This is a genomic window from Halococcus sp. IIIV-5B, from assembly GCF_003602035.1.
Taxonomy (GTDB): Archaea; Halobacteriota; Halobacteria; order Halobacteriales; family Halococcaceae; genus Halococcus; species Halococcus salsus.
Genome location: NZ_QZWE01000028.1, coordinates 31,885 through 44,777, shown reverse-complemented (window position 1 = coordinate 44,777; position 12,893 = coordinate 31,885). Strand labels below are relative to the sequence as shown.

The 12,893-nt window shown below is 67.2% G+C and carries 13 protein-coding genes; 11 read left to right on the top strand and 2 right to left on the bottom strand.

Annotated elements, in window-relative coordinates:
* Positions 1-398 precede the first annotated feature (398 nt).
* The 5 genes from D3261_RS15815 to D3261_RS15795 all read left to right on the top strand — a co-directional run bounded on the left by D3261_RS15815 (position 399) and on the right by D3261_RS15795 (position 6,139).
* Positions 399-1,010 carry a VOC family protein gene (locus D3261_RS15815; protein WP_120074020.1) on the top strand — a complete coding sequence of 204 codons (612 nt, stop codon included), beginning with the start codon at positions 399-401 and terminating at the stop codon, positions 1,008-1,010.
* A 60-nt stretch (positions 1,011-1,070) separates the two neighbouring features.
* On the top strand, positions 1,071-2,405 hold the full coding sequence (gene trkA / locus D3261_RS15810) for a Trk system potassium transporter TrkA (protein WP_120074018.1): 1,335 nt from the start codon (positions 1,071-1,073) through the stop codon (positions 2,403-2,405).
* Positions 2,406-3,896 carry a TrkH family potassium uptake protein gene (locus tag D3261_RS15805; RefSeq protein WP_120074016.1) on the top strand — a complete coding sequence of 497 codons (1,491 nt, stop codon included), beginning with the start codon at positions 2,406-2,408 and terminating at the stop codon, positions 3,894-3,896. It begins immediately after the preceding gene.
* Between the two features lie 53 nt (positions 3,897-3,949).
* Positions 3,950-5,506, top strand: a complete 1,557-nt coding sequence (locus tag D3261_RS15800; RefSeq protein WP_120074014.1) for a TrkH family potassium uptake protein — start codon at positions 3,950-3,952, stop codon at positions 5,504-5,506.
* Between the two features lie 357 nt (positions 5,507-5,863).
* Complete coding sequence (locus D3261_RS15795) at positions 5,864-6,139, top strand: ubiquitin-like small modifier protein 1 (RefSeq protein WP_120074012.1); 276 nt, start codon at positions 5,864-5,866, stop codon at positions 6,137-6,139.
* 6 nt (positions 6,140-6,145) lie between these two features.
* On the opposite strand, the gene D3261_RS15790 is transcribed toward D3261_RS15795, so the two are convergent.
* Together D3261_RS15790 and D3261_RS15785 are read right to left on the bottom strand one after the other, a co-directional pair.
* A complete protein-coding gene (locus tag D3261_RS15790; RefSeq protein ID WP_120074010.1) occupies positions 6,146-6,874 on the bottom strand; it encodes a nucleoside phosphorylase in 729 nt (242 codons plus the stop codon).
* A gap of 34 nt (positions 6,875-6,908) precedes the next feature.
* Positions 6,909-7,277, bottom strand: coding sequence for a helix-turn-helix domain-containing protein (locus D3261_RS15785; RefSeq protein ID WP_120074009.1), 369 nt, complete (start codon positions 7,275-7,277; stop codon positions 6,909-6,911).
* Between the two features lie 65 nt (positions 7,278-7,342).
* On the opposite strand from D3261_RS15785, the gene D3261_RS15780 reads away from it, so the two are divergent.
* The 6 genes from D3261_RS15780 to D3261_RS20110 all read left to right on the top strand — a co-directional run bounded on the left by D3261_RS15780 (position 7,343) and on the right by D3261_RS20110 (position 12,847).
* A complete protein-coding gene (locus D3261_RS15780; RefSeq protein WP_120074007.1) occupies positions 7,343-8,416 on the top strand; it encodes an aminotransferase class I/II-fold pyridoxal phosphate-dependent enzyme in 1,074 nt (357 codons plus the stop codon).
* Between the two features lie 47 nt (positions 8,417-8,463).
* On the top strand, positions 8,464-8,841 hold the full coding sequence (locus D3261_RS15775) for a translation initiation factor IF-5A (protein WP_007695398.1): 378 nt from the start codon (positions 8,464-8,466) through the stop codon (positions 8,839-8,841).
* A complete protein-coding gene (gene speB, locus D3261_RS15770) occupies positions 8,841-9,650 on the top strand; it encodes an agmatinase (RefSeq protein WP_120074005.1) in 810 nt (269 codons plus the stop codon). Before D3261_RS15775 ends, speB begins: the two co-directional genes overlap by 1 nt.
* A 186-nt stretch (positions 9,651-9,836) precedes the next feature.
* A complete protein-coding gene (locus D3261_RS15765) occupies positions 9,837-10,598 on the top strand; it encodes a Nif3-like dinuclear metal center hexameric protein (protein ID WP_120074003.1) in 762 nt (253 codons plus the stop codon).
* Between the two features lie 324 nt (positions 10,599-10,922).
* On the top strand, positions 10,923-12,698 hold the full coding sequence (locus D3261_RS15760; protein ID WP_120074001.1) for a BCCT family transporter: 1,776 nt from the start codon (positions 10,923-10,925) through the stop codon (positions 12,696-12,698).
* Positions 12,695-12,847: a hypothetical protein gene (locus D3261_RS20110; protein ID WP_158589409.1), complete on the top strand. Its 153-nt coding sequence runs from the start codon at positions 12,695-12,697 to the stop codon at positions 12,845-12,847. Before D3261_RS15760 ends, D3261_RS20110 begins: the two co-directional genes overlap by 4 nt.
* Positions 12,848-12,893 lie beyond the last annotated feature (46 nt).

Sequence of the window (12,893 nt, the reverse complement as noted above, 5' to 3'; positions counted from 1 at the left end):
GTATTAGTCACTCGCGCGCCGACCGGCCCGCGAGTGACTAATACCCACCTTTTGCTAGGGAGGCCGCGAAGCGGCCTCCCTGGCAAAATGTGGATCAAAAGCGCGTCGGGTTCCCGTTGGTCACCCTCGCGCCCGCTCGTTCGCCTTCGGCTCACTCGCGGTACAACCACTTCCCTCCCGCATCCGCCGACCGCTTCCGCACCCGCTCCGCCTCCGCACCGCAGCCGCGCCGCCGAAGCCCTCCGGCGCTCGCTTCGCTCGCGCCGTCGCCCTTCATCCACCAGGCCCGCACCGCGCTCGCCGAGACGCCGACCTTTCCCGCTATGACTGCCGGAACCGCCGTACGCTGTCACTGTTCCGAGACACAGGCTCAAGTACCCGGAGAGCGTAGTTTCGGTATGGACGATACCGACGTCACCGCCGAGCTGCCGGAGAGCACCCTCCGCACCACGGGCACCGACCACGTCACCCTCATCGGGAGCAACGAGGAGGATACGGTGGAGTTCTACCGCGACGTCCTCGGGATGCCGCTGGTGCTCCGCCAGCCCAACCTCGACGCCCCCGAGATGACTCACCTGTTCTTCGATACGGGCGACGGTCGGATGCTCACTTTCTTCGTCTCCGACGAGTACGACTCCCACCAGGGCCCCCAGCGACCGGGGATCGGCGCGGTCCACCACCTTGCCTTTTCCATCGCGCCCGACCGCTTCGTCGAGACCAAGGAGGCCCTCGACGGGATCGGCCACCGCTACAACGAGTTCGACCGCGGGGTGTTCCACTCGCTCTACACCCACGACCACAACGGCCTCACGATCGAACTCGCGACGGACAAGTACGACATCCCCGACGACCGCCGTGGCGAGGTGCTCGCGGCGGCCCAGCGCGCCCGGGTCGAGGCCGGTGCGGAGTACGCGAAGGACGAACACGTCGAGACCGCCCTCGACGAACTCGGACTCCCGATCGAACGCCACGAACTCCCCGAGGCGGTCGCGGGCACCGGCGGAGAGTAGAAAGGGGAATCCACTTATCGACACCCCCCGAGACACGGCCATGAGCGAGGGCTGCGGTAGATGCGGGTGATAATCGTCGGGGCCGGCCAGGTCGGCTCGACGATCGCGGCGAACCTCGATGCCAACCACGAGGTCGTCGTGGTCGACATCGACGACGACCGCGTCGAGAACCTGATGTACTCCTACGACGTGCTCGCCATCGAGGGCAACGGGGCGGCGCTCCCGACCCTCCGCGAGGCCGACGTCGAGCGGGCGGACATGGTGATCGCGAGCACCGACGACGACGAGACCAACATCGTCACCTGCGCAGCCGCGAAGACCGTGAGCGACGCGTTCACCGTCGCACGGGTGCGCGGCACCACCCACCTCGACACCTGGCAGGAGGCCGGCGGCGCGTTCGGCGTCGACTTCATGGTCTCGACCGACCTGCTGGCCGCCGAGACCGTCGCCCGCGTCATCGGCCTCCCGGCGGCGCGCGACGTCGACACCTTCGCCGACGGGAGCGTGTTGATGGCGGAGTTCTCGCTCCCCCCGGAGAGCCCGCTCGTGGACCGCACCGTGGCGGAGGTCGACCGGTTCGACGAGGTCACGCTCGCGGCGGTGCTCCGGGAACACGAGGTCATCATCCCGAAGGGCGCGACGACGCTCGCCGCCGGCGACGATCTGGTGGCGATCGGTAGCCCCGAAGGTATCCGGGCGTTCGCGGGCGAGCTCACGCCGGACCAGCAGGGGGAGGGCAAGGACGTCGTGGTGGTCGGCGGCAGCGAGGTCGCCCTCCAGACCGCCGTGATCCTCGAGGACCGCGGTCTCCACCCGCGGCTCATCGAGCGCGACCCCGAGCGCGCCCGCGAACTCGCCGAGCGCCTGCCCCACACCACCGTGCTGTCGAGCGACGCGACCGACCGCGAGTTCCTCGCGCGCGAACACATCGACGAGGCCGACGTGGTGGTCGCGGCGCTCGACTCCGACGAGAAGACCCTGCTCGCCTCGCTGCTCGCCGACCGGATCGGCGTCGACAGAACCATCGCGCTCGTCGAGACCGCCCAGTACGCCACTCTCTTCGAGGCGGTCGGCGTCGACGCGGCGATCAACCCGCGCGACGCGACGGCCGAGGAGATCATCCGGTTCAGCCGCGAGGGGCAGACCGAGAACGTCGCCATCATCGACGACGACCGGGCAGAGGTGCTCGAGATCGAGGTCGACGCCGAGAGCGTCCTCGCGGACCGGCCGATCCGTGACTCCGCCGCCGACCTCCCGGAGAGCGTGACGATCGGGGCGATAACGCGCGACGGCCGCTACGTCATCCCACGGGGCGACACCGTGATCGAGGTCGGCGACCACGTCGTGTTGTTCGTCGAAACTCGCTCGATCGACGCGGTCGCGGCGCGGGTATAGATGCCGGTCCGGGTCGACCTCCGAACCAGTGCGAACCTGCTCGGCCGCGTCCTGACGGCGCTCGCCGGTCCGCTCGCCGTCCTCGCCGTCGTCGCCCTCCTCTACCGCGAGCCCATCGCGCCGTTCGTGATCCCGGCCACCGGGTCGCTCGTCGTCGGGGTCGGGCTCTCACGTCTCGAACGCGGCGATCCGGGTCCCCGCGAGGCGTTCTTGCTGGTGGCGTTGGCGTGGCTCTCGATCGCGCTCGTCGGCGCGGTGCCGTTCCTGATCGCCGGCGTCGGAACGCTCGCCGACCCGACGAACGCGCTGTTCGAGTCGATGAGCGGGATCACGACCACCGGCGCGACCGTAGTGGGGTCGTTCGAGATCCACGCCCGGTCGATACTGCTCTGGCGGAGCGTGCTCCAGTGGCTCGGCGGTCTCGGGATCCTGGTGCTCGCGGTCGGCGTGCTCTCGGGCCTCTCGGTCAGCGGCGCGCAGCTCATGGAGACCGAAACCCAGAACCAGAACGTCACGAAGCTCACCCCCCGGATCGCCCGCACCGCCCGGCTGCTCGGCGGCATCTACGCCGGGCTGACCGGTCTGTTGGTGCTCGTCCTGCTCGGGCTCCGACTCGTTGGCCTCGCGCCGAACATGACCCTCTACAACGCGGTCGCCCACGCCCTCACCACGGTCTCGACCGCGGGGTTCTCGCCCGAGGCCGCGAGCATCGGCGCGTTCTCGCCCGCGGTCCAGTGGGTCGTCATCGTCTTCATGATCGTCGGTGCGACCAACTTCGTGCTGATCTACTTCCTCCTCCAGGGCGATTCGAGCCGGCTCCGCGGGAGCGAGGAGTTCAGGTTCTACATCGGTGTCGTGGCGTTCGCGGCGGTCATCGTCGCGGGCGTGCTCGCGCTGGACGGCCAGTTCGCCACCACCGAGGAGACGGTGCGCCACGCCCTCTTCAACGTGGTCTCGATAATCACCACGACGGGCTACGCCACGGTGGATTTCGACACGTGGTCGACGGGCGCACGTCACGTCCTCTTCCTCGGGATGTTCATGGGCGGGATGGCGGGCTCGACCACCTGTTCGATCAAGACGGTGCGATGGCTGGTCGTGGCCAAGACGTTCCGGCGCGACCTCTTCACCGCGATCCACCCGAGTGCGGTCGTTCCGGTTCGCATCTCGGGCGGGGCGGTCGACGAGGGAACGATCCGCGACAGCTACGTCTTCATCCTCGCGAGCATCGTCCTCTTCGCGGCGCTCACGGTGTTCGTGGTCGCCGATGCCGCACGCGCGGGCGTCGAGATCGGCGAGTTCGCGGCGATGGGCGCGGCCGCCTCGACCTTCCTGAACATCGGGCCGGCGTTCGGCTTCGCGGGCCCCTACGGGAGCTACGAGGGCTTTCCGGTCACCACCAAACTCGTGATGACGGTCATGATGTGGATCGGCCGGATCGAGATCGTACCCGTGCTCGTGTTGTTCACACCGTCGTTCTGGCGGTCGTAGCCGAAGCGGTGGATTAATCGTTCGACGCGATAGCGATCGGGCGTGAGACGGACGTGACCCGGACGAGCCGCTTACGGGTCGACTGGCGTGCGAGCGTGGGCCTCGTCGGCACCGTCGTGAAGTACCTCTCGGTGACGCTCGCGATCCCGCTCGTGGTCGCGCTCTTCTACGGCCGGGACATCGTCACCTTCGCCATCGCCATCGTTCTCGTCGCCGGGATCGGGTTCGCGCTCGAACGCGTCGACCCCGACCCCGACCTCTCGGCCCGCGAGGGCTTCTTGATGGTGGCACTGACGTGGCTCGCGGTCGGGGTCGTGGGCGCGATACCCTACCTCATCGCGGGCGTCGGCGGGACGGAGTCGACCCTCGCCGACCCGACGAACGCGCTGTTCGAGTCGATGAGTGGGTTTACGACGACCGGGGCGACCGTCGTCGGCGAGATCTCCTTCGAGCGCCACTCCCACGCCATCCTGCTCTGGCGACAGCTCACCCAGTGGCTCGGCGGGATGGGGATCGTCGTGCTCGCGGTCGCGATCCTCCCCGAACTCTCCGTCGGCGGCGCACAGCTGATGGACGCCGAAGCGCCGGGGCCCGGGATCCAGAAGCTCACCCCGCGGATCGCCGAGACCGCGCGGGTGCTCTGGTTGGCCTACCTCGGGTTGACGGTGCTCGAAATGGCCCTCCTCTACGGGCTCCACCTCGCCGGCCTCGCGCCGAACATGGACCTCTACAATGCGGTCGCCCACGGTCTCACCACGATGCCGACTGGTGGGTTCTCGCCCGAGGCCCGCTCGATCGAGGCGTTTTCGAGCGCCGTCCAGTGGGTGATCATCCCGTTCATGGTCGCGGCGGGGACGAACTTCGCGCTGGTCTGGCGCGTCCTCGACGGCGAACCCCATCGACTGACGCGTGACGCCGAGTTCCGCTCCTACTTAGGTGTCATCGGCGTGCTGACGGCCGTCGTCGCGGGGCTCCTGTTCGCCGGGACCGGTATCGAGACCGTCCAGCAGGGCATTCCACCGATCGCGGGCGAACTCGAGGACTCGGTGCGCCACGCCCTCTTCAACGTGGTCTCGATCGTGACCACGACGGGCTACGCCAACATGGACTTCAACACCTGGAGCGACCCCGCCCAGTACCTCCTGCTCTTCGCGATGTTCATCGGCGGCTCGGCGGGCTCGACCGGTGGCTCAATCAAGGTGATCCGATGGTTGGTGATCCTCAGGTCCCTCCGCAGCGAACTCTTCTCCACCGTCCACCCCGAGGCCGTCTCGCCCGTTCGCCTCGGGGGTCGGGTGATCGACGACCGCGCCATCCGAGGGATCTACGCCTTCACGCTGCTCTATCTCGTCTTCTTCGTCGTCGCCACGCTCGTCGTCGCCACCGACGCCTGGCGGGTGGGCTACGAGGTCACGGCCTTCGAGGCGATGAGCGCCGTCGCCGCCACGCTCGGCAACGTCGGCCCGGGCTTCGGCAGCGTCGGCCCGATGAACAGCTACCTCGACTTCCCGGCCACCTCGAAGCTGTTCATGACGTTCCTGATGTGGATCGGCCGGCTCGAGATCCTGCCCGTGCTCGTGCTCCTCACGCCGGCGTACTGGCGGTCATAGGCCCCTACCGTCCCCACCTTTCGCGTCCCCACCTTTTGCTGCGCTCGTTCGCTTCGCTCACTCCCTGGCAAAATGTGGATCAAAAGCCTGCGTCACCCCTTCACTCCGTTCAGGGGTTCCTTGGCCCGCTCACTCGCTCCGCTCGTTCGCGGTATAATCACCACCCTCTCCGCAACCGCACAGCACCGCCGAAGCCCTCGGACGCGAAGCGTCCTCGCCCTTCATCCACCAGGGAACCGCAGCCGCACCGCGACCGCCCGGCGGCCGCACCGCAACCGCCGCACCGCCACGACCGCACCGCAACCGCCGCACCGTGATCGCCGGATCGCATTTGTGCCCGCCGACCCTTCTCGAACCATGCACTGGAAGCTCTTCGCCACCCTCGCCGAGACCGCTGGCGAACGCGAAGTCGATGTCGAGGTAGAGCCGAACGCCACGCTCGCCGACGCGCTCGCCGCGCTGTTCGAGCGCCACCCCGCGCTCGAAGCCGAGATCGTCGAGGACGGCACGGTCCGGGACCACATCAACCTCCTCAGAAACGGTGAGGACCCGTTCACCGACGGCGACGGGCTCGACACCCGACTCGACGAGGACGACGAACTCGCCGCCTTCCCACCGGTGACTGGCGGATAACGGAGCCTAAAGCGAGACGGCACCGTCGAGCGCGATGTCGATGGCGCGCGCGACGTTGTTCTTCGCCTTCTCCGGCAGCTCCTCGTTGTCCTCGGTCTCGCCCTTCTGCGCACCCGCGACGAGGTTCCCATCCACCGTGCAGATCGCCCCCGCCCGGAGCCCCTTCCGGCGCGCGAGCGAGAACACCGCCGCGGCCTCCATCTCGACACCAAGCAAGCCCGCGGCCTCCCACGCGTCGACGTACTCGTCGGTCTCGGCGTAGAAGGCGTCGTCCGAGGCTATCGGCCCGACGTGAACGGGTTCCTCGCGGCTCTCGGCCGCATTCACGAGGCCCGACAGCACGTCGAAATCCGGGACGGCCGGGACCGTATCCGCCTCGTAGCGCCGGGTCGTGCCCTCGTCCTTCGCCGCGCCGGTCGCCACGATGACGTCGCCGACCTCGATGTCGGCCTGGAGCCCCCCGATGGTGCCTACCCGGATGAACGTCTCCACGCCGACGTTCGCGAGCTCCTCGATCGCCACCGCCGCCGACGGACAGCCGACGCCGGTCGAGCAGATCGTCACATCAGTACCCTCGTAGGTCGCGTTGATGATCTTGTACTCACGATTGTGAGTGATGAGTTCGCCGTCCTCGCAGTGGCCCGCGATCCGGTCGACGCGGTCGGGGTCGCCAGGGAGGAGCACGATATCGTGGAGGTCGCCCGGTTCGACGAGCAGGTGTGGCTGTTTGGCCATGCGAAGCGCTCGACGGCCGGGGGCAAAAAACGGTCTATCCGTAGCGTTCGAGGAGGTCGCGTTCCTCGGCGATCAGCTCACCGACACCGTGAGTCATGATTCCCTCGCCGAGCGCCGTCGCCGCGTAGTACGAATACAAGCCATCTGCATCGCGCTCCTTCCGCTTCCGGTTCGCGATCAGCCCGACCGACTCCAGCTTGTCGAGGTGGTAGTGGAGCCGATTCGACGGGATTTCGAGCGCTTCCGCGAGCTCCGTCGCGCTCGATTCGCCCTCGGCGAGCAGCGTCGTCAGTACTCGATACCGTGTCTCCTCACCGATCGCGCGCTGCATGGCGAGATACTCCGACAGCGAGAGGACGCCCTCTTCGGCTGGAATGGACGCAATACGCGGGTTTCTAGTCATGGCTCCAGCGATTCAGCACCGATTACGAACCGCGCGGTTATCATTCCTCCCTCTGTACTCGGACCATGCAGATCGAACCGTTCGCGCTCGAACGCTGGTTCGACGCGTACGAACACGACGCCGACGTCATGCTGGCCGAGAGCGGCATCCGGAGCCTCGACGCCTCGCGTTTCGACACGGATCCTGGAAAACTCGGCTACGTCATCCCGACCGACGGCGACCCCGAGTTCCGAGAACGGGTCGCCGGACGCTACGGCCGGGCGGCCGACGAGGTGGTCTTCACCTGTGGGACCCAAGAAGCGAACTTCCTGGCGACGCGCGCCGTGCTCGACCCCGACGACCACGCGGTGGTCGTCACCCCGACCTACCAGTCGCTACGGACCCTCCCCGAGACGTTCGCCGAGGTGACGACGGTGGAACTCACGCCACCCGACTGGCGGCTCGACCCGGACGCCGTCGCCGAGGCGATCCGCCCTGAGACGAAACTCGTCGTCGTCAACAACCCCAACAACCCCACGGGACGCTACCACCCACGGGAGCGCGTCGAGGCGGTCTACGACCTCGCGGCCGACAACGACGCCTACCTGCTCTGTGACGAGGTCTACCGTCTGCTCGCCGACGAACCGCAGGCTCCCGTCGCGAGTCTCGGTCCCCACGGGATCAGTACCACGAGCCTCACGAAGGCCTACGGACTCGCCGGCCTGCGGTTCGGCTGGGTCTGTGGACCGTCCGAGGTGATGGACGGCGTCAGGAACTGGAAGGACTACACCACGATCTCGCCCTCGATCTTCGGCCAGCACGTCGCCCGCCAGGCCCTCGCCGACGAGGCGGCGATCCTCGACGAGAATCGGGCACTCGCGCGGAAGCACCGGGAGATGGTGGCCGAGTTCGTCGAGGAGCACGACCTCGACTGGCTCGAACCGGTCGGGGTGAACGGCTTCCCGACGATCCCCGACGGGTTCGCGGACTCGGAGGCGTTCTGTCGCACCGTCGTTGAGGAAGAGTCAGTGGTGTTGGCTCCGGGCAGCGTCTTCGACCACGACGACCGCTTCCGGATCGGGTTCGGGCTCCCGACCCCGGCGCTCACCGATGGACTGGAACGCGTCGAACGGGTCATCGAGACCCACGGCGGAGCGTAGACGAGCGGTTCCAAACCGTTTATACCCCCGGATTAACAACCACGGACATGGCCAGACAGCAGACGCAAGTTCGCGAACTCGACGAGGGAAGTTACGTCATGATCGACGATACGCCGTGTCAAATCACCGCCTACAGCACCGCCAAACCCGGCAAGCACGGTAGCGCGAAGGCCCGTGTCGAGGGCAAGGGCGTCTTCGACGAGAACAAGCGCAACTTCACGCAACCTGTGGACGCGAAGGTTTGGGTCCCGATCATCAACCGAAAGCAGGGCCAGGTCGTCAGCATGGAGTCCGACAGCGTCGCCCAGGTGATGGACCTCGAGACCTATCAGACCTTCACCATCAAGACCCCCGACGGCACCAGCCTCTCGCCCGACGACGAGATCGAGTACCTCGAGATGGACGAACAGCGCAAGGTCGTCTGATGGGCTTTCCGGGGGCGCGAGCCGACGAGGAGGGCGCGAACTACGTCCTCCGTGGTGCCCCCCTCGACGTCTCGACCTCCTTCCGACCCGGTACGCGTTTCGGGCCCCGTGAACTCCGTCACGCCGCCGAACCGTTCGAGGACTACGACCACCGCACGGATCGAACCTTCTCCACCCTCGGCGTCCAGGACGCCGGGGACATCGCTCCCTGGAACGACGTCGGTGAGTATCTCGACTTCCTCGCGGGTGACCTCTCGGATACGGCGAACGACGGACGGCTGCCGCTGCTCGTCGGCGGTGAACACACCGTAAGTGTCGCGGGGGTTCGCGCGACCCAACCCGACGTCTACGTCTGCCTCGACGCCCACCTCGATCTTCGAGAAGAATACATGGGCAATCCACTGAGCCACGCCACAGCGACGCGTCGCGTTCTCGACCACGCCGACCGAGCGGTGATTCTCGGGGCACGGGCCGGGAGCGAGGCCGAGTGGGAGCGCGCCGAAGCGGACGACGTGACCGCCGTCCCGCCGGCGTCGGTGCCGGACTGGAGTCCGGATCTCGATGGATCGGTCTACCTCAGCGTCGACATTGACGCCGCCGACCCCGGCTTCGCGCCCGGCACGGGCACCCCGGAACCGTTCGGTCTCGTGCCCCGCGACCTCAGGGACGTGGTCCGTGCGATCGCGCCGCAGTGCGTGGGGTTCGACGTCGTCGAGGTCACCGACCGCGACGACGGTCAGGCCGCGGCGCTCGGGGCGAAGCTTCTCCGGGAGTTCGTCTTCACGCACGCGTCCCGAACCGCCGACTGAGGGGAGTTATTTCTTCGAGTCCTTGCCGCGGCGGAGGAGCCGTTTGGCCTTCCGCTTGATCCGTCCCTGTGTCTCGTTCGGGAGTCGTCGCCACGCTTTCGTGATCTTCGAGAGCTTGCTCATAGAATCGACCTCCGCGGGAAGGAGGTCACACACGTTCTTAACCGTGGCGGCGGAACCGCCGGTATGCACCTCGACGAGTTCGCGGCCCGGCTCGACGACCGCCTCCGTACCGACGCGTTCGCGGACCTCGACGCGAGCGCCAACGGCCGCCAAGTGGATTCCCCAGCCGATATCGACCACGCCGCGTTCGCGGTCGATGCCGCCATCGAGACCGCCGAGCGGGCGGTCGAGGTGGGAGCCGACGTCCTCGTCGTTCACCACGGCCTGTTCTGGGGCGGCTTCGACCGGGCGACCGGCGCGCGCTACGACCGGCTCGCACCCTTCTTCGAGCACGACCTGGCGCTCTACGCCGCCCACCTCCCGCTCGACAGCCACCCCGACCTCGGCAACGCCGCGGGGGTGGCGGACGCGCTCGAACTCGAAGCCCAGGAGCCGTTCGCCGCGCTCGGGGCCGAACACATCGGGATCGCGGGAACCGCCCCGGAGGGGTTCACACCGGACGGCCTCCGAACGGCGCTCGCCGAGGCGTGTGGCCCGGAAAACGGCGTCCAGCACCTCGACTTCGGTCCCGACACGATCGAGGAGGTCGCGGTCGCCACCGGGAGCGCCGCCGACTGGTTCGACGAGGCCGTCGAGCGGGGCGCGGACGCGTTCGTCACCGGGGAGGGCAAACAGCAGGTCTACCACGAGGCGAAGGAGGCGGGGGTTCACGTCTACCTCGCGGGGCACTACGCCACCGAGACCTTCGGCGTACGCTCGCTTCAGGCCCTCGCCGATGGGTGGGGGATCGAGACGACGTTCGTCGACCGGCCGACGGGGCTGTAGCGCCACACCCGGACCGCCCGACCCCGGAAATCTACCCGCTGCTCGGGAGCCACGACGCACGGGTACCGGGACTGGTCAACGATGACCGCGACCGATTCAGTTATATAGAGTGTCGTACTCAACCTGAAAAGTTATAAGTCACACTGGTAGCTATTATCATGAGTATCGATACCAATTGGTTCGCGTCGCGGTGGTGACGACCCGCTCCAGCCGGTATCGGGAACGATTATAAGCGAGTATCCACACGATCGAACACATAGATCATGATTGTACGACGATACGAACTCGACGGCTCGAAACGCGAATCCCACGGAGGACGGGTGAATGGCTGAATCCGACGACACGACCGGGGAGATGTCCGGTGGGCTCCAAGTGGAGCTGTTCCACCCCGACTCGGACCGCGAGCCGGGGGACACGAACCACGAACTCCTCGGGGGTCGATTCGACGTCCACCCGGTCGTCTTCCCGGGCGCGCTTGCGCTCATCGTGTTGTTCGTCGCGATCACGTTGCTGTTGGGTCAAGAGCAGGCGACCGCCGTCTTCGACGGGACGAAATCGTTCATCGAATCCACGTTCGGGTGGTTCTACCTGCTCGCGGTGAACGTCTTCCTGATAACCATCGTCTACTTCGCGGTGAGCAAGTACGGCTCGATCCGGATCGGCGGGGTCAAGGCCGAACCCGAGTTCAGCCGGTTCTCGTGGATGGCGATGCTGTTCAGCGCCGGCATGGGGATCGGGCTGATGTTCTACAGCGTCGCCGAACCGATGGTCTACATGGGGAGCCCCCCGGAGTTCTTCGGTGCCCAGTCCGGGACCGCCGCGGCCGGGACGGCGGCGCTGGCACAGACCATCTACCACTGGGGGCTCTCGCCCTGGGCGATCTACGGGCTCGTCGGGCTCGGGCTCGCCTTCTTCTCGTTCAATCGGGGCCTGCCGCTCACGTTCCGGTCGATCTTCTGGCCGCTGCTCGGTGAACGGATCTACGGCTGGCCGGGCCACGTCATCGACCTCGTGTCGGTGTTCGCCACCCTCTTCGGGCTCTGTACCTCCCTCGGGCTCGGCGTCTCGCAGGTGAACCAAGGGATCTCCTACGTTGGTGGCGACATGCTCGGGATCATCGACGTCCCGGTCGGGACGGTGCCCCAGGTACTCCTCATCGCCGGGATCACCCTCATCGCGGTGGCGTCGGTCGCGGCGGGGCTCGACGGCGGCGTCAAACGCCTGAGTACGGTCAACCTCTACTTGATGTTCCTCCTGCTCGGGTTCGTCTTCGTCGTCGGGCCGACGCTCTACATCGTCGGTGGGATGGTCGAGGGGTTCGGTACGTACCTCGGGAACTTCCTCGCGTTGAGTTTCTTCACCGGCACGATCGGCGCGGGCGCGGGCAACACGCTCGCGCCAACCGTCTCGGGGTGGACGGTCTTCTACTGGGGCTGGTGGATCGCGTGGTCGCCGTTCGTGGGGATGTTCATCGCGCGGATCTCGAAGGGGCGGACGGTCCGCGAGTTCGTGCTCGGCGTGTTGGTGTTGCCCACGCTGTTCTCGACCGTCTGGCTCTCGACGTTCGGCGGCGGCGCGATCGCGAACGCCCTGACCGGCAACGGCGCGGTGCTCGCGGCCTACAACGAGGTCGGCCAGACCGTCGCCATGTTCGCGCTCCTCGAACAGTTCCCGCTGGGTGCGGTCTCGGGGATCCTCGCGACGCTGCTCGTGATCAGCTTCTTCGTCACCTCGTCTGACTCCGGGTCGTTGGTGATCGACCACCTCACCTCGGGCGGGAAACATGACGTCCCGAAGGCCCAGCGGATCTTCTGGGCGAGCACCGAGGGCATCGTCGCGGCGGTGTTGCTCTGGGGTGGCGGTCTCACCGCGCTCCAGGCGGCGGCGATCTCGACGGGACTCCCCTTCGCCGTGATACTCCTCGTGATGTGTTATACGGTCTATCTCGGGCTCAGAAACGAGTACGAGATCCTCGAATCCGAGGAGTTCATGGACCACATCGAGGAGATCCGGAGCGACGAGGACGTGGCCGTGACCTCCTCCGGTGGCGACGTCGTCACGGACGTCTCGGGAAGTGACGACGCGACCTCGACCGATTGACCCGCCTCGTCTCGGTCGGGTTGGCGGTCGTGGCCACCCTCACGATGGCCGGTGGGGTGGCGCTCATGACGGCGGAGCGATTCGGGCTCGCCGGGGCGCTGTTCCTGAGCGCGAGCATCGTGATATACGCCCGCGAACGGTGGACGTGAGCCCGAACCACGGTCGATGTCGACCGTGGCGTTCACTTTCCCCGAG